A 16,394-nucleotide genomic window follows, 5' to 3' on the forward strand; every position below is an offset into this window, starting at 1 on the left:
TCCTATGAAAATACTGTCGGCCCAACAAATCCGCGAAGCAGACGCTTACACCATCGAACACGAACCGGTGAGCAGCCTGCAGCTCATGGAAAGAGCCGCTGCCGAATGCGCGGGCTGGCTGGTGCATACGTTTGGCGAAGCGCTCCCCTATTATATTTTCTGCGGCATGGGCAACAACGGCGGCGACGGGCTCGTGATCGCCCGGCTGCTGCACGAGGCCGGGTTGAGCGTGCATGCCTATATGGTGCATCATTCCGGCAAACCGTCGGCCGACAATGCGGCCAACCAGGAACGTTTCCCCGATGTATACCATATTCACGCCCTGCCCGAATTCCCCGATCTGCCTGAAGCAGGCATCATCGTGGACGCCATCTTCGGCACCGGCCTCTCGCGGCCCGTGGAAGGCTGGACGGCCGGCATCCTCCACAAGCTCAACGACCTCGGCACCAAACATACCATCGTATCGATCGATATGCCCTCCGGCCTGATGGCGGATCAAAGCAGCCTGCATGCCCCGTGTGTGCATGCCCGTTATACGCTCAGTTTCGAGTTTTACAAACTGGCATTCCTGCTGCCTGAAAATGCCGCGCGCGCGGGCAGCGTGGAAGTGCTGCGCATCGGCCTGCACCCAGATTATACGGCAACCGTGCAAACGCCTTACCACCTCACGGACGGGCACATTATCCGCACCATTTACCAGCCCCGCGACCCGTTCGCGCACAAAGGCACCTATGGCCATGCGCTCGTGATTGCCGGGAGCCATGGCAAAATGGGTGCGGCCATTCTCGCCACCAAAGCCTGTTTACGTGCAGGCGCGGGGCTCGTCAGCGTGCATGTGCCGCAGTGCGGATATAACATCCTGCAATCCACCGTGCCCGAAGCCATGTGCGTGACGGACGAAGAAATAACATTCAGCAGCCAGTTCCATGAGCCGTTCCGGCTGCACCAGGCGCCCGAATACGCCGCCATCGGCATCGGGCCCGGCATCGGCACCCACACCGCCACGGCCGGGGCGCTGGAAAAGCTGCTGCAGCTGTACCACAAACCCATGGTGCTGGATGCAGACGCGCTGAACATCATCAGCGCCTACCCCGCCCTGCTGGCGAAAATCCCTGAAGACTCCATCCTGACGCCGCATCCCAGGGAATTCGAGCGACTGTTCGGTGCTACGGACAACCAGTTCGACCGGCTGCGGCTGCTGTCCGCAAAAGCGGTGGAACTGCGGCTGTACATCCTGCTCAAAGGCCGCTACAGCGCCATGGCTTGTCCTGACGGCGCGGTGTATTTCAACCCCACCGGCAACCCCGGTATGGCCACCGGTGGCAGCGGCGATGTGCTCACCGGCATCCTGACCGGGCTGCTGAGCCAGGGGTACGCACCCAAAGCCGCCCTCCTTCTCGGTGCGTGGCTGCACGGCCTCGCGGGCGACCAGGCGGTCATCGACATCTCGGAAGAGGCACTGGTGGCTGAAGACATTGTTTATTACCTTGGCCAGGCCTGGCTAAACATTCAGAAATAATTCAATATGGCAGCACTAGTAAAATAAATTCTAATACATTATCTTCGTCAACCTTCTAACTTCAAAAGGCCAAATTCAAAGTATGAGTATAGTTTACATTGTTCCACTGTTCGGACTGATAGCACTGTTATTTACAGCCATCCAAAGCGCCTGGGTAACACGCCAGGATTCCGGTAATGAAAGGATGACGGAAATTGCCAAACATATTGCGGAAGGCGCTATGGCCTTTCTGAAGGCAGAGTACAAGATCCTCACTTATTTCGTAATTATAGCCGCCCTGCTGCTGGGTTACATGGGCTACTCCCATCCCAGTTCAGACTGGACGATCGCCGTTGCATTCATCATCGGCGCCATTTTCTCCGCCACGGCGGGTTTCATCGGAATGCGCATCGCCACCAAAGCCAACGTGCGCACGGCACAGGCCGCACGTACCAGCCTTGCCCGCGCACTGAAAGTATCTTTCACGGGCGGTTCCGTGATGGGCATGGGTGTGGCCGGATTGGCCGTACTGGGGCTCGGCGGGCTTTTTATCATCCTCAAGGCTTATTTCGGCGCCGAAGCCAATACCGCCGAAATGATCAAAACCATCGAAGTGCTCACGGGCTTTTCGCTGGGTGCTGAGAGCATCGCGCTGTTCGCACGCGTAGGCGGCGGTATCTATACCAAAGCAGCCGACGTAGGTGCCGACCTCGTAGGTAAAGTGGAAGCAGGCATCCCCGAGGACGACCCGCGTAACCCCGCTACCATCGCCGATAACGTGGGCGACAACGTGGGTGACGTGGCCGGTATGGGCGCCGACCTGTTCGGTTCTTACGTAGCCACGGTGCTGGCCACCATGGTGCTCGGCAGTGAAACCGTGGCAGCCGACAATTTCGGCGGGCTCTCGTTAGTGCTGCTGCCCATGCTGATCGCAGGCATCGGCATCGTATTTTCGATTTTAAGCACCTTTTTCGTGCGCATCAGTGAAAATGCAGGGCTGAACACCAACACCGTGCAGAAAGCGCTGAATATGGGCAACTGGGGCTCTATCGTGCTCACCGCCATCGCCAGTGCCGCGCTCGTGTATTATGTGCTACCCACCGAGGCGATTTACCTGAAACGTGACTATGCCGCAGACGGCAGCCTGAAAGAAGGCGTAAAAGCCATCACCCAGAACGGCGTCATGGGCGCCATTTTCGTGGGCCTGGGCGTAGGTACCCTCATGAGCATCATTACCGAATATTATACCGCCATGGGCAAACGCCCCGTGCTGTCAATCATCCGGCAGTCGTCCACCGGCCATGCCACCAACGTGATCGGCGGCCTGGCAGTGGGTATGGAATCCACCCTGCTGCCCATCATCGTGCTGGCAGCCGGCATCTACGGTTCTTTTGCCTGCGCCGGCCTGTACGGTGTAGCTATCGCAGCAGCCGGTATGATGGCCACCACGGCCATGCAGCTGGCGATCGACGCCTTCGGCCCGATTGCGGACAATGCCGGCGGTATCGCCGAAATGAGCGAACTGCCCAAAGAAGTGCGTGAAAAAACAGACATCCTCGATGCGGTGGGCAACACCACCGCCGCAACCGGTAAAGGTTTCGCCATCGCTTCCGCAGCCCTCACCGCCCTCGCGCTGTTTGCCGCGTTCGTAGGCGTTGCCGGCATCGACGGTATCGATATCTATCATGCGGACGTACTCGCCGGCCTGTTCATCGGCGCGATGATACCTTTCATCTTCTCTTCCCTGGCCATCCGCGCGGTGGGCGAGGCAGCGATGAGCATGGTGGAAGAAGTACGCCGCCAGTTCAGGACCATTCCCGGCATCATGGAAGGTACCGGCAAACCCGAATACGATAAATGCGTGGCGATTTCTACCGAGGCCTCCATCAAAAAAATGATGCTGCCCGGCGCCATCGCCCTCATCTCTCCCCTGCTGATGGGCTTTATTTTCGGCCCCGAGGTACTGGGCGGCTTCCTGGCCGGCGCTACCGTTAGCGGCGTGCTGATGGGCATGTTCCAGAACAACGCCGGCGGCGCCTGGGACAACGCCAAAAAATCGTTCGAAAAAGGCGTGGAGATCAACGGCGAGATGTATTACAAAAAATCAGAGCCGCACAAGGCTTCCGTAACCGGCGACACCGTAGGCGATCCGTTCAAAGACACCTCCGGCCCGTCTATGAACATCCTCATCAAACTGATGTCGATCGTATCGCTGGTAATTGCGCCAACCCTGGCTGAAATCCATCACGATAAAACAGCCGACGCCAAACCGGCGCCCAAAACCGAGCAGGTGGCTGTAGCCCCGGCTCCCGCTGAAGCGGCGGTAGCCGTGAAATAAGCTAAGCGGCTTTACCGATATAACAGCGGCCATTCCTTTCCGGAATGGCCGCTTTTTTTGTGCCTGTATGCCGGTTTGAGCGCTTATCCCGGTTGTCCCCTCAGGCTGCCTTCCCATGCTTTCAACACACCAATAATGCTGAAAACGGCATAAAATGGCCCGAAATCAGGGGCTGATCAGGCCACCACAAAGGGTTTCATTTGAGGATCGATACCCATACGCCACCCATACGCCATCTATACGCCACCTATACGTTACCTCCTATAGGGGTAACGTATCCGTATCGGAAGGGTAGCGAAGGGGTAGTGTTCGCCTATCGTGGTAAAAAAATCCGTTTTTTTGAAAGGCTTGGGGCTAGTCCTGATATAGGCTTACACCTTTGGTTAGAAAATCCTGTTATTGGTTGCCCCGTTTGGCTCGCTGTCCTAAAAGGGGTTTACAGGGTTGTTTTACAGCCCTCATCCGCTGCAGACGCCTGTTTAAAATTAATTTGGCCGGAATGTATCCCCTCCTTATCTTTGTACTGTAATCAAAAAAATTACAGAATTGATTCGCAGTAAATTTGCCACTTCCGTACATATTCTCAGTTTGCTGGTCGGCTTCCCGGAGCAATGGCTGTCGTCTGAGTTCATTGCCAGTTCGCTGAACAGCAATGCGGCCCTGGTGCGCAAGGAACTGAGCGCCCTGCGCGAGGCCGGGCTGGTGGAAAGCAAGGAAGGTAAAAACGGGGGGAACCGCCTCGCCAAACCGCCGTCACAAATCAAAATGTCCGACATCTTTGCCCTCGTCAAAAACGATCACGTATTCGGCTTCTCCCCCAACGAGCCCAACCCGAAATGCCCGGTAGGCGCACGGATCAAGGGAGCGCTGGACGGATTGTTCACTGAAATCGACGACGCCATCCTGCTGAAGCTCAAGCCGGTCACCCTGGAAGAGTTCGTCCGGCAGTACTTCTGATTTTTTTTATACTAAACTGTAACAATTTTCATAACAAATAAAGCAGCGGAAACGGATGGATTTTAACTGCTACATGGCAGTTCGACAGAAGCTGTATAGCATACACCCGTAGCGCATCAGGTCAATTACAGCAATCAAAGCACTCAAACTGTAACAATTTTCATAACAATACATCAAACGCCGGCTGCTGCCGGATGAATCGTTCAAATTATAACAAACAAAATCATCACACATGTCACAAACCATCCTGGTGCTCGGCGCCACCGGCATTGCCGGCAGAGAACTCGTCAAACTGCTGACCGCTGAAAACGTAACCGTAAAAGCCGCCACGCGGACGCCTGAAAAATATGCGGTGAAGGGCGCCACCGCGGTGCGCCTTGTGCAGGAAGACGCGTCTACCTTCGCTCCCGCGCTGAACGGCGTGGACAAGGTATTCCTCTCCGCCCTTCCGCTCGACGTGGACGCCCCTGCCAAACTGATCCCGTTTATCGATGTCGCCCAAAAAGCCGGCGTTAAAAAAATCGTGTTCCTCTCCGCTATCGGCGCGGAGCTCGACGAAAACTTCCCGCTCCGCAAAATCGAAAGGGCGGTGCAGGCATCCGGCATTGCGTATAACATCGTTCGCCCGAACTTCTTTATGGAGAACTTTTCCGAAGGGCCTTTCAGCGGCGCGGTGAAGGCGCAGGGGCAGATCATCGCCCCGGCGGAAGATGCAAAGGTGAGCATGATCTCTACGGAAGATATCGCCGCCGTGTCTGCCAGGCTGCTGCTCGACGATACCCTCAGCGGTAAGGAACTGGCACTGACCGGTCCCGCAGCGATCACGCATGAAGAAGCGGCCCAAACCATCACTGCGCTGGGCGGAAAGCCGGTGCAATACATCGCCGTTTCAGAAAACGACCTGATCAACGCGATGACCAGCCATGGTGCGCCGGAAAGCGCGGCGAATTACCTCGCGGGGCTGTTCCGCAACGTGAGAGCGGGGCACGCCGCTGTGGTGAATAATCATGTTGAAGCGTTTGCCGGCAGGCCGGCCCGCAGCTTCGAATATTTCGCCCAAGCGAACAGGCAGCATTTTCAATAAACCGCATTATGCCATCAAAAAGGCGCCGCAGTGATGACTGCGGCGCCTTTGCGTATTTATTGCACGTAATGTTACTGGACGGTGATAACCCGGTTTTATCAGCTGCTATTGCACGTAGATTTATTGGATGATGATAACCTGGTTCTATCAGCTGCGGTCTTCTTACGGGATGGGACCCTGCCCGTGGAACCAACTGCCATAGCGGGTTAATCATGTTCTATCTACACATGAAACTATACCCCGCAAACGGGCATTACAACGCCTTTTTGATCTCGCTCGGGCTAATCCCGAACTTCTTCCTGAACGCATTGCTGAAATGCTGTAACGACGAATATCCCAGCTCGCCGGCGATTTCGGTGAACGACATCCTCCCCTCCCGCACCATCTGGCGGCCCTGTTCGAGCCGGTAATCGCTCAGGTAACCGAACACCGTATTATCGAATACTTTCTTGAAACCGCTCTTCAGCTTGAATTCATTGATGCCCGCCTTACGCGCCAGTTCGCTGAGCGACAGCGGTTCCTGGGCATTGGCTAGCAGCAGGTCGCGCGCATGGACGATCCTTTCTTCATCCGACCTCGTTACCTTTCCTGCGTCCTGGCTGCGGCGGGTTTCCTGCTCGATCTGCTCGCATTGCAGCGCCAGCAACTCGATCGCTTTGGATTGCAGGAACAGTTTCTTCAACCCGCCGGTGAAATGACAATGGTTGACTTCCTCGATCACCTGCATCATTTTCGGTGTGATGCGGTACCCGCGCTTCAGGTACACCGGCAGTTTATTGACGACGCGCTCGGCGTACTTATCGAGTATGGGCCCATTGTTGGCCGCCAGTTCCACGAACCTGTCCGTGCAGAAGCTCAGCCCGAACACTTTCATGTCCGACTGTTTCTCCAGCTGCATATACTCCTGGGAGTCTGGGTTATAGACGATATTATGCTCGAAGTTGGAGGTGACCACATTGTCCGCCACACCTTTCAGATGGGAGGTGATTTCGCCCTGCAGCATGAAGTGCATGCCGATCAGGCTGAATTTTTCGTTGGCTTCCACATGCAGCCGCTGTTTGATCTCCATGGTGCCGTACCCCATGATGAACCCGTCGAAATGCATTTCACGGAACTTGCCGCTGCCGCAGGACAGGTCTATATGATGGTCCGTTTCCACCAACTGAGGAGCGGTGAATTGTTCCTCGGTGTGATGTTCCTCATAATGGTAGAGCACCTGCTTCAGATCGTTCTTGATGGTAACCGGCATAAAAATCCGTTATGTGTAAATAATAATCCGTTTAATATAAGCCGGAGTAACCGGGGGAAACGAATTTTGCTTAAAATTATCAATTAAAGGCACATGATCGGCATTTTCAAAACAAATATCAGCACCTTGCGGGATAAACAGGCAGTCGTTACCGCCATTGCCGGCCAATTCCGTCCTACTGCCTGCACCATCGACCTGGAAGACTGCGACAAGGTACTGCGCGTGGTTTGCCAGCAACTGGAAGAAAACCAGGTGATTGCGTTTGTCCGCAGCCTTGGTTACCAGTGCGCCAACCTCGACTGACGCCATATTGAAGTTGCGCTGTTTTTCACTGATAAAACATGATATTCATCAGTTAACCCCTTATTTTTCCCATTTATGTGATTTATTTCTTCCACATAGGGGTATCCTCTATTTTGCACGTCATATTCCCGGAAACACACAAGGCAAAATTCTAAAACACACGAACCAATATGAAAACAACAACAAAAGCGCTTATTTGCGCCTGCCTGTTGCTGCTGAGCACCCTGGGTGCCATGGCGCAGCAACAGCAGCGGTTCACCGTAAGCGGCTATGTTAAAGACGAACAATCCGGGGAATCCCTGATTGGCATTTCCATCGGCAAACCCGGCACCACGGTCGGCACCGTGACCAACGAATACGGATTTTATTCCCTCACCCTCCCCGCCGGCACCCACGAGCTGCAGTATTCCTACATGGGATATGCGCCTACGAGGATGACGATAGACCTCCGCAGCAACAAGCGGATCGACATCAAACTGGCCGCTTCCGACACCAAACTGAACGAAGTGGTGGTAACCGGCAAACACCAGGAAAAGAATATCAACACCCTCAGCACCAGCCTCAACAAGCTCGATATCGCCGAGATCAAAAAGCTGCCTACCCTCATGGGTGAGGTGGACGTGCTGCGCACCATCCAGACGCTGCCCGGTGTGAACACCGTGGGCGAAGGGGCCGCCAGCTTCAACGTACGGGGCGGTAACGGCGACGAGAACCTCATTCTGCTCGATGAGGCGCCGGTATACAACTCCACCCACATGCTCGGTTTCTTTTCCGTATTCAACCCCGACGCGGTAAAGAACATCAACCTGCTCAAAGGCGGCTTCCCCGCTGAATACGGCGGCAGAACCGCTTCCGTGCTCGACATCCGGATGAAAGACGGTAACAACCAGCGTTTCGGCGTTACCGGCGGCATCGGCAACATCTTCAGCCGCCTCGCCGTGGAAGGGCCGCTGAAAAAAGACAAAGCTTCCTTCATCGTGGCCGCCCGCCGCTCGTATATGGACGTGATCATGAAACCTTTCCTGAAAGGCGATATGAAAGACACGAAGCTCTACTTCTACGACCTGACCGCGAAAGTGAACTTCAACCTCAACAAAAACAACAGCCTCTTCGTGAGCACCTACCTGGGCCGCGACGTGTTCGGCTTCGGCAACCAGGCCAACCTGAACTGGGGTAACAATACCGCGTCCATCCGCTGGAACCACATCTTCAACGACCGCCTGTTCATGAACCTCTCCACGTATTACACCAAATACGACTACAGCCTGGAGTTCAAAAGCAAACCCGAAGAAGAGGTGAAACAGCGGTTCAAGTGGACGTCCAACATCATCAACTACGGCGTTAAACCGGCGTTCACCTATTACCTGAACGCCAGCAACACCCTGCACTTCGGCCTCCAGGGCACCTATTACACCTTCAAGCCCGGTACCGGCACCACGCAGGAAGACGACCGGCATGCGGCGATCACGGTGAAAGACAAACATGCGATCGAAGGCGGCGCTTACCTCGATCATGAGTGGAAAGCCGGCGACAAATTCGGTGTGCAATACGGCGTACGCCTGTCCGGCTTCCAGTTCCGCGGCAAAAGCACGGCGTATTATTATGCAGACACCACGCCCGGCATCCGCAAGCGTCTCGTTTCCGCGCAGGAGTTCGCGGCCGGTAAAAACATCGCCGATTATTATTTCCTGGAGCCCCGCCTCTCCGCCAAATATTCGCTCAACAGCACATCCGCCATCAAGGTGGCTTACAGCCGCTCCGCGCAGTATATGCACCAGCTGAGCAACACGGCTTCCCCTACCCCGGTGGATATCTGGACGCCCGTGACCAACAACGTCAAACCGCAGCTGACCGACCAGGTGACCGCCGGTTATTTCTACAGCGCGCCCGACGGACAGTTCGAAATATCGGGAGAGGTGTTCTACAAAACCATGAAAGACCAGCTCGACTATATCGACAATGCCGACCTGGATTTGAATGAACTGATCGAGGCCGACCTCCTGGCCGCCAAAGGCCGCGCTTACGGCCTGGAGCTGTACGCCAAAAAAGACGTGGGCAAAACGACCGGCTGGGTGAGCTACACCCTCTCCCGCTCTGAGCGCCAGACGCCCGGCATCAGTCTCAACGAATGGTTCCTGAACCGTTACGACCGTACGCACAACGTGAACATCGTGGTGAGCCACGAATTCTCCAAACGCGCCAGCCTCGGCGCCAACTGGGTATTCGCTTCGGGCACGCCCGCCACGTTCGCAGACAGCCGCCTCGAATACCAGGGCTGGGACATTCCTTACAACACCACCGAAAAAAGGAACAACTACCGTCTCAAACCCTTCCACCGCCTCGACCTGTCGTTTACCTACAAAGGCAAACAGACGAAACGCTGGAAAGGTGAATGGGTATTCTCATTGTACAACGTATATGCCCGCAGAAACGCTTACACCGTGTATTTCAGGCAGAACCAGGATGACTCCAGCAAAAAAGAAGCCGTGCGCCTGTCGATCATCGGCTCCATCATCCCCGGTATCACTTACAATTTCAAATTCTAACCGAACAGACCATTCATCATGAAAAAGATACTCAACATAGCCATCGTACTTGCAGCAGCAGCGGCTTTCACCGCCTGTGAAGATGTCATCGACCTGGAGGTGCCGAAAGGGAAAGTACTGCCGGTGGTAGACGCCTGGCTTACCGACGAGCCCGGCGCCCAACACATCCGCATCACCGAAACCGTGCCTTACACCAGCCAGGCCCCTGCTCCCGTGATAGGCGATGCGGTGGTGACTCTCACCGACCTCACCGACGGCAAGGTATATCCTTTCACCTTCGCCAACGGCCAGTACACCCACGACCCCGGCGCCGGTGTGCGCATCGGGAAGCTGAACCATGCGTACAAACTGCGCGTGGAGATCAAATCCAATGTGTTTGAAGCCATCGATACGGTGAAGCGTGTGCCGGAAATTGATTCCATCACTTACGAATACAAGTCCAAAGAAAACGACGGCGCTGAAGAAGACGGTTACCTGGCCCGTTTCCATGGCCGCGACCTCGCCGGCGCCACCGATTACTACTGGATCCGCAGCTTCCGCAATACCCGCGAGAACAAAAACAGGCTGGTGGATATGACCGCCATCGACGGTTCTTTCGCCGAAAACGTGTCTGACAGTTCCATCTTCATCCTGCCGCTCAGCGAAGGCATCACGCGGTACGACAAACCTTTCCAGCTCGATGAAACGGTGATCGTGCGGCTGTCGTCCTGCACCAAGGCCAGCCATGAATTCATCGGGCAGGTGAACAGCCAGTTGTCGAACGGCGGCCTGTTCGCCAAGATTCTTGAGAACGTAAAAAGTAATATCATCAACACCAACAACACCGGCAAAGAGCGCGTGCTGGGTTGGTTCGGCGCATCTTCGGTGCGGTATAAGGAAAAAAAGATAGCGCGCTAATAACATACTTCATCTAAAAAAACTTTTATGAAACTCCGTCAATTATGCCTGCTGGCAGCTGCCATGCTGCTGGCCCAGTACAGCTTTGCCCAGGATGCGGGTATCGAAAGCCTCGCCGGCAAAGGTCGTGGTAAAATAAGGGTGGGCGGTTTCGGCGCGCCTACCATCAAATACACCACCTTCGATAAAAAATCCGCGCTCATGCTGGGCGGCTACGCCGGCGTGATGCTCAACAGCCGGCTGATGCTGGGTGCGGGCGCCTATGGGCTGACCAACAATATCGATGCGCCACGCGCCAATGCGGCGGACCCGGAGCTTTTCTGGAACATGTGGTACACCGGTTTTGTGCCCGAATACACGATCAAATCCAACAAGCTGATACATGCTGCCGTAGGCGCTCTGATCGGCGGCGGCGGCGTGTACAAGAGCGCGCGCTGGTGGAGAGACGGCGACATCGACATCGATGATTCCATCGATCACAGCGGCTTTTTTGTGGCCGAGCCGCATGCCAGCGTGGAAGTGAACATTACCTCGTTTTTACGCATCGGCGTAGGCGGGTCGTACCGTTTTGTACAGGGCTCCAACACGCCCGGCATCACCGACGGGCGGCTGAGCGGACCCGCCGCCCATTTCACGATCAAGGCCGGCCGCTTCTAGCCGGCGGCGCATTACGGGTCACGAATGGTTACTTCGGGAAAATTCAGTAACTTTTGGCAAAGAGAATACCATCCCGTAACCGAACGTGATCCGTAATGCGCAATTGATTGAAGTATGCCAGATCTTATCCACTATGCAATCCCGGGCTTCGTACTGCTGCTGCTGGCAGAAATCATTTTCTCCGCCTGGGATAGACGACACCTCTACGAAACCAAAGACGCCGCCGGCAGCATCGCCATGGGCCTGGGCAACGTAGCCATCGGCCTCGTCACCAAAGGCGTGATCTACCTCGTATATGATTTTGTGTACCGCTTCCGCCTCTTCACCCTCGACGCCGGCCTCTGGTGGGTATGGGTGGCCTGTTTTTTTGCAGACGATTTCACCTATTACTGGTTCCACCGCATCAGCCACAACGTGCGCTTTTTCTGGGCTTCGCACGTGATACATCACTCCTCGCAGAAATATAACCTGTCTACCGCCCTCCGCCAGACCTGGACCGGCAATCTCTCCGGCACTTTCCTCTTCTGGTGCTGGATGCCGCTGATCGGCTTCCACCCTGCCATGGTGATGAGCATGCAGGCCATCAGTCTTATTTACCAGTTCTGGATACATACCGAGGCCATCCGCAAACTGCCGAAACCGTTGGAGTTTGTGCTCAACACGCCCTCCCATCACCGCGTACATCATGCCTCCGACCTCCAGTACCTCGATAAGAACCACGCCGGCGTGCTGATCATCTGGGACCGGCTGTTCGGCACCTTCCAGCCCGAGAAGGAAAAACCCACGTTCGGCCTCACCAGCAACATCCGGACGTATAATCCCCTCCGGATAGCCACCCACGAATGGGCCGCCATTTTCGGCGACCTGCGCAGGAGCCGCAGCTGGCGCCATGTGGTGCGTTACCTTTTCGGCCCGCCCGGCTGGAGCCACGATGGGAGCCGCCGTACCACCCGGCAGCTAAGGGAAGAAGCCTCCCGTAATTCATAAGCCTTAACCGCCGTTCATCCTTTTTTTCTAATCTTGATATTGTATTTACGAAAACTGTCGTACATTCGTTTACGAAGATATTCGTACAACAGGACATCATAATAAGAACAGATCATGAACAAGCACATCAAACCCACGGAAAGTGAATTGGAAATACTGGGGATCCTTTGGGAAAAGGGGGCCAGTACGGTAAGGGAAGTGCATGAGATACTGGAGCAAAGCAAAGAGGCCGGTTACACCACCACTTTGAAGCTGATGCAGATCATGCATGAAAAGGGTTTACTGACCCGGGATGCCAGTGCTAAAACACATATTTACGTAGCCGCCGTTTCCCGTGAGAACACGCAGCAGCAGTTGCTGAACAAGATGATCGACACGGTGTACAACGGTTCCGCCACGCAACTGGTGATGCAGGCATTGGGGCACCACCGCTCCTCTCCCGAGGAACTGGATCAGATTCGCCGTTACCTGAACGAAATGGAAAAAAAGCAGTCATAAAACTAGTACCATGACATCGTTGCTTCCTTTAACGCAAGACCTTATCCGCGCTTTCGGCTGGACGCTGCTGCATTCTTTCTGGCAGGCGTTCTGTATCTATGCCTGCCTGCGCATCGTGTTGAAAATATGGCCTCAGGCGAGTGCCGCCATCAAGTATCACTTGTCGTATCTCTCCCTGGCCGGTATTGCCGGGTGGTTCGGCGCTACATTTTTCAACCAGCTGCAGGCGATCAGGGAAACGAAAGAAATCATCGTAACGGCCGCCGGGTGGGATGCCGCCGCTATGGAAGCTGCGATGCGGCAGGCAGCTGTACCGCCCGCTTCAGGGCTGCAGACGCTGCTGCCCGGCATGGAAGCTTATTTTCCGTTTATCGTGGCGATCTACATTGCAGGTGTGGTGTTCATGACCATCAAACTCTGCATCGATCTCAGCCAGCTGCGGCTGATGCGCCGGCAGGGCGTAAGCTCCCCCGGCATGGAATGGGAACAGTATATGAAGGCGCTGGCCCTGCGCATGGGGATAACCCGCAAAGTGCAGCTCTTCATTTCACAGCATCTGCAGGTGCCCGTGATGATCGGTTTCCTCCGCCCCGTTATCCTGCTGCCGGCCGCCATGTTCACCAACCTGAGCCCCGAACAGCTGGAGGCCATCCTGCTGCATGAGCTGGCGCATGTCAAACGCAATGATTACCTGTTGAATATCTTCCAGTCCATTGTAGAAACCATCCTGTTCTTTAATCCTTTTGTATGGTGGATCAGCAAAAACATCCGCCTGGAAAGGGAGCACTGCTGCGACGACCTTGTTATTGCAGGCACCGTACAGCCGCTGCATTACGCCAGAGCCCTGGTTGCGCTGGAAGAATACCGCTTGACAGTCAACCCGATGGCCATGGCTGCGGCTGATGATAAACACCATTTATTTCATCGCATCAAACGCATCATGGAAATGAAAACAAAACATCTTAACTATAGCCAACGATTACTTGCACTGCTCATCATCGTGACCGGCCTGGTGTCTATCGCCTGGCTCAATCCCGCCCGCAAAGCGGACGAGAAAAAAAAGGAGGAGAAAAAGGAGGCACTGGCTGTAAAACCGCATCTGACCAACACTCCCGTAGCCGCACAGACGACCGCCACGATCTGCAGCGACACGGTTCCACCAGCACCACCGGTGCCGCCGGTAGCTCCCGCCCCCGCGCCTGAAGCACCGCCGGTACCGCCCGCTGCGCCCGACGTAGCTGCACTGCCTGCGCCGCCGCCGGCTCCCCTTCCGCCGTTGCCTGCCGCTACCCCGATACCGCCGCTGCCGCCCATGGCGCCTCTCCCACCCCTTGCCCCTATGTATTGGGATGGCGACACCACGAAGCCCATGCATAAAATCGTGATCAAAGATGAGAACGGCGAGCGCACGTACAAAAGCGTGGATGAAATGCCTGCGGCAGAACGCGAAAAATACCAGAAGCTGATGCAACAGCACAAAGCGCTGCAACAGAACCGGCACGAGCTTGCGCTGAAAATGAAAGCCGCGCAGGATGCCGTGAAAGACATCGACTGGAGCAAAATGAACGCGCAGGTCCAGGAAGCAATGAAGAAGGTGAACTGGAGCAAGATCAACGCGGACATGCGTGAATCCATGAAACACATGAACAAGGAAATGGCCGCCAAAATGAAAGAGGTGGACTGGGAAAAGATCAGCGCCGACGTCAATAAAAGCCTGAAGGAAGTGCAGTGGGAAAAGATTTCCGAGGAAGTGAAACAGAGCCTGAAAAACACCGACTGGCAGAAGGTTGAAAAAGAAATCAAGGAAAAAATCGACAAAATAGACTGGAAGAAGATCGAGGAAGACATCAAAAAGAATCCCGACGCCTATCACCAGGCTGAACGCGAAAAAGCGCTGGCCCGGGCCCATGAGCAACAGGAAAGGGCTGCCCGCCACCGCGAGCAGGCTATGGCCAGAAGCCGCGAAGCACGCGAACATGCGGAGCGTGATGGGGCTAAGGCCCGTGAAATGGCCGCGCGTGAAGGCGAAAGAGCCCGCCGTGAAGCCGAACGTGAAGGACAAAGAGCCAGGGCAAACGCGGAACGCGACGCAACCAGGGCCCGCCGTGAAGCTGAACGCCATGCGCAGCATGCCCAGGAACAGGCCCAGATTGCCCGTCGCCATGCGGCCGACGCAAAGGTGCATGCCGCCGAAGCAAAGGCCAACACCGACCGCTACAACGAGCTGATCGACAAAATGCAGGCCGACAACCTGCTCAACCGCAACGAAAACTTCGAGATCAACAAACAGGGAAATGATCTCTACATCAATGGTAAAAAACAATCAGATGATGTAAAAAAGAAGTATGAACAATATCTTAAAAACGATAACGTTAGTATAAAGGGTAATAAGGATAATCTGAATATCCATGCCCGGGACAACCGTTAAGCAGCAGCTTTTGGCTCTTTAACCGTCCGTGCTAACCATTTTTAGCCGCCATTCTATCAACTAAAAAACCGCTCACCTGCCCGGTGGCGGTTTTTTGTTATATTTGCTCCTCGTTTATTCACCATTAAAAACCCGTATATGCCCTCTTTCGACATTGTGAGCAAAGTAGATCTGCAAACCCTGGATAACGCCATCAATACAGTCAAGAAAGAAATCACCAACCGGTACGATTTTAAAGGGTCGCCGGTCAATATCGAGCTCGACAAAAAGGAGCTGGTGCTGAAACTGGAAGTGGAAACCGACATGAAGCTGGGCCAGGTGCTGGACGTGCTGATCAGCCAGACCATGCGCAAGGGCATGGACGCGTCGATTTATGACCTGAGCAAGGAACCCTACCAGAGCGGAAAAGTGTACAAGAAGGACGTGCCGGTACGCAACGGCATCAAACAGGAAGACGCCAAAAAGATCGTAAAACTCATCAAAGACGCCGGTTTAAAAGTGCAGGCCGCCATTATGGACGATATTGTACGGGTAACAGGCAAGAAAATAGATGATTTACAGGAAGTTATACAAAAGTGCAAAGAGGCCAACCTGGGTATTCCCCTGCAGTACCAGAATATGAAAAGTTAGATTTTTCTTGGCCGTTTTAAAAATATCTGTTACCTTTGCGCTCTGTATTTATTAACTTATTGATATGAAACAGGGAATTCATCCGGAAAATTATAGATTCGTAGTGTTTAAAGATATGTCAAACGGGCATAGCTTTCTGAGCCGTTCCACTACCCCCACCCGCGAAACCGTGAAATGGGAAGATGGTAACGAGTATCCGTTGATCAAGCTTGAGATCTCCAACACCTCTCACCCGTTTTATACTGGTAAGAACGTACTGGTGGATACTGCAGGCCGTATCGACAAGTTCAACAAACGTTACAAGAAAGACGCTAAATAAGCT

Annotated in this window: 14 protein-coding genes; 13 read left to right on the forward strand and 1 reads right to left on the reverse strand. The window is 54.6% G+C overall.

What is annotated here, in order from left to right:
- Window positions 1–4 precede the first annotated feature (4 nt).
- The 4 genes from EGT74_RS18505 (at window position 5) to EGT74_RS18520 (ending at window position 5,877) form a co-directional block, all read left to right on the forward strand.
- The gene (locus EGT74_RS18505) at window positions 5–1,519 is read left to right on the forward strand and encodes an NAD(P)H-hydrate dehydratase (protein WP_123848052.1); all 1,515 of its coding nucleotides are present in this window, start codon (window positions 5–7) and stop codon (window positions 1,517–1,519) included.
- 82 nt (window positions 1,520–1,601) lie between these two features.
- Window positions 1,602–3,836: a sodium-translocating pyrophosphatase gene (locus tag EGT74_RS18510; RefSeq protein ID WP_123848053.1), complete on the forward strand. Its 2,235-nt coding sequence runs from the start codon at window positions 1,602–1,604 to the stop codon at window positions 3,834–3,836.
- A gap of 546 nt (window positions 3,837–4,382) precedes the next feature.
- Window positions 4,383–4,793 carry an Rrf2 family transcriptional regulator gene (locus tag EGT74_RS18515; RefSeq protein ID WP_158618219.1) on the forward strand — a complete coding sequence of 137 codons (411 nt, stop codon included), beginning with the start codon at window positions 4,383–4,385 and terminating at the stop codon, window positions 4,791–4,793.
- Between the two features lie 232 nt (window positions 4,794–5,025).
- A complete protein-coding gene (locus EGT74_RS18520; protein WP_123848055.1) occupies window positions 5,026–5,877 on the forward strand; it encodes an NmrA family NAD(P)-binding protein in 852 nt (283 codons plus the stop codon).
- Window positions 5,878–6,130: 253 nt separating this feature from the next.
- Here EGT74_RS18520 and EGT74_RS18525 read toward each other — a convergent pair whose 3' ends face one another.
- The gene (locus EGT74_RS18525; protein WP_123848056.1) at window positions 6,131–7,126 is read right to left on the reverse strand and encodes a helix-turn-helix domain-containing protein; all 996 of its coding nucleotides are present in this window, start codon (window positions 7,124–7,126) and stop codon (window positions 6,131–6,133) included.
- A gap of 93 nt (window positions 7,127–7,219) precedes the next feature.
- On the opposite strand from EGT74_RS18525, the gene EGT74_RS18530 reads away from it, so the two are divergent.
- The 9 genes from EGT74_RS18530 to EGT74_RS18570 all read left to right on the forward strand — a co-directional run bounded on the left by EGT74_RS18530 (window position 7,220) and on the right by EGT74_RS18570 (window position 16,391).
- Window positions 7,220–7,429 carry a hypothetical protein gene (locus EGT74_RS18530; RefSeq protein WP_123848057.1) on the forward strand — a complete coding sequence of 70 codons (210 nt, stop codon included), beginning with the start codon at window positions 7,220–7,222 and terminating at the stop codon, window positions 7,427–7,429.
- A 170-nt stretch (window positions 7,430–7,599) separates the two neighbouring features.
- Window positions 7,600–9,975: a TonB-dependent receptor gene (locus tag EGT74_RS18535; protein ID WP_123848058.1), complete on the forward strand. Its 2,376-nt coding sequence runs from the start codon at window positions 7,600–7,602 to the stop codon at window positions 9,973–9,975.
- Window positions 9,976–9,993: 18 nt separating this feature from the next.
- Window positions 9,994–10,872 carry a DUF4249 domain-containing protein gene (locus tag EGT74_RS18540; RefSeq protein ID WP_123848059.1) on the forward strand — a complete coding sequence of 293 codons (879 nt, stop codon included), beginning with the start codon at window positions 9,994–9,996 and terminating at the stop codon, window positions 10,870–10,872.
- Window positions 10,873–10,899: 27 nt separating this feature from the next.
- A complete protein-coding gene (locus EGT74_RS18545; RefSeq protein WP_123848060.1) occupies window positions 10,900–11,529 on the forward strand; it encodes a hypothetical protein in 630 nt (209 codons plus the stop codon).
- A gap of 114 nt (window positions 11,530–11,643) precedes the next feature.
- Window positions 11,644–12,516 carry a sterol desaturase family protein gene (locus EGT74_RS18550; protein ID WP_123848061.1) on the forward strand — a complete coding sequence of 291 codons (873 nt, stop codon included), beginning with the start codon at window positions 11,644–11,646 and terminating at the stop codon, window positions 12,514–12,516.
- Between the two features lie 114 nt (window positions 12,517–12,630).
- Complete coding sequence (locus EGT74_RS18555) at window positions 12,631–13,014, forward strand: BlaI/MecI/CopY family transcriptional regulator (RefSeq protein ID WP_123848062.1); 384 nt, start codon at window positions 12,631–12,633, stop codon at window positions 13,012–13,014.
- A gap of 10 nt (window positions 13,015–13,024) precedes the next feature.
- Window positions 13,025–15,442 carry a M56 family metallopeptidase gene (locus EGT74_RS18560; protein WP_123848063.1) on the forward strand — a complete coding sequence of 806 codons (2,418 nt, stop codon included), beginning with the start codon at window positions 13,025–13,027 and terminating at the stop codon, window positions 15,440–15,442.
- 138 nt (window positions 15,443–15,580) lie between these two features.
- Window positions 15,581–16,072 (forward strand): YajQ family cyclic di-GMP-binding protein, encoded by a 492-nt coding sequence (locus EGT74_RS18565; RefSeq protein WP_123848064.1) that lies wholly within the window; start codon window positions 15,581–15,583, stop codon window positions 16,070–16,072.
- Between the two features lie 64 nt (window positions 16,073–16,136).
- Window positions 16,137–16,391, forward strand: coding sequence for a type B 50S ribosomal protein L31 (locus EGT74_RS18570; RefSeq protein ID WP_120516061.1), 255 nt, complete (start codon window positions 16,137–16,139; stop codon window positions 16,389–16,391).
- Window positions 16,392–16,394: the final 3 nt, after the last annotated feature.

The organism is Chitinophaga lutea (genome assembly GCF_003813775.1).
In the GTDB taxonomy this organism is placed as follows: Bacteria; Bacteroidota; Bacteroidia; order Chitinophagales; family Chitinophagaceae; genus Chitinophaga; species Chitinophaga lutea.

What these genes read in the sequence shown, in the direction of transcription:
- EGT74_RS18505 (WP_123848052.1), top strand. Translation starts at nt 5, where the DNA reads ATGAAAATACTGTCGGCCCAACAAATCCGCGAAGCAGACGCTTACACC.
- EGT74_RS18510 (WP_123848053.1), top strand. Translation starts at nt 1,602, where the DNA reads ATGAGTATAGTTTACATTGTTCCACTGTTCGGACTGATAGCACTGTTA.
- EGT74_RS18520 (WP_123848055.1), top strand. Translation starts at nt 5,026, where the DNA reads ATGTCACAAACCATCCTGGTGCTCGGCGCCACCGGCATTGCCGGCAGA.
- EGT74_RS18525 (WP_123848056.1), bottom strand. Translation starts at nt 7,126, where the DNA reads ATGCCGGTTACCATCAAGAACGATCTGAAGCAGGTGCTCTACCATTAT.
- EGT74_RS18530 (WP_123848057.1), top strand. Translation starts at nt 7,220, where the DNA reads ATGATCGGCATTTTCAAAACAAATATCAGCACCTTGCGGGATAAACAG.
- EGT74_RS18535 (WP_123848058.1), top strand. Translation starts at nt 7,600, where the DNA reads ATGAAAACAACAACAAAAGCGCTTATTTGCGCCTGCCTGTTGCTGCTG.
- EGT74_RS18540 (WP_123848059.1), top strand. Translation starts at nt 9,994, where the DNA reads ATGAAAAAGATACTCAACATAGCCATCGTACTTGCAGCAGCAGCGGCT.
- EGT74_RS18545 (WP_123848060.1), top strand. Translation starts at nt 10,900, where the DNA reads ATGAAACTCCGTCAATTATGCCTGCTGGCAGCTGCCATGCTGCTGGCC.
- EGT74_RS18550 (WP_123848061.1), top strand. Translation starts at nt 11,644, where the DNA reads ATGCCAGATCTTATCCACTATGCAATCCCGGGCTTCGTACTGCTGCTG.
- EGT74_RS18555 (WP_123848062.1), top strand. Translation starts at nt 12,631, where the DNA reads ATGAACAAGCACATCAAACCCACGGAAAGTGAATTGGAAATACTGGGG.
- EGT74_RS18560 (WP_123848063.1), top strand. Translation starts at nt 13,025, where the DNA reads ATGACATCGTTGCTTCCTTTAACGCAAGACCTTATCCGCGCTTTCGGC.
- EGT74_RS18565 (WP_123848064.1), top strand. Translation starts at nt 15,581, where the DNA reads ATGCCCTCTTTCGACATTGTGAGCAAAGTAGATCTGCAAACCCTGGAT.
- EGT74_RS18570 (WP_120516061.1), top strand. Translation starts at nt 16,137, where the DNA reads ATGAAACAGGGAATTCATCCGGAAAATTATAGATTCGTAGTGTTTAAA.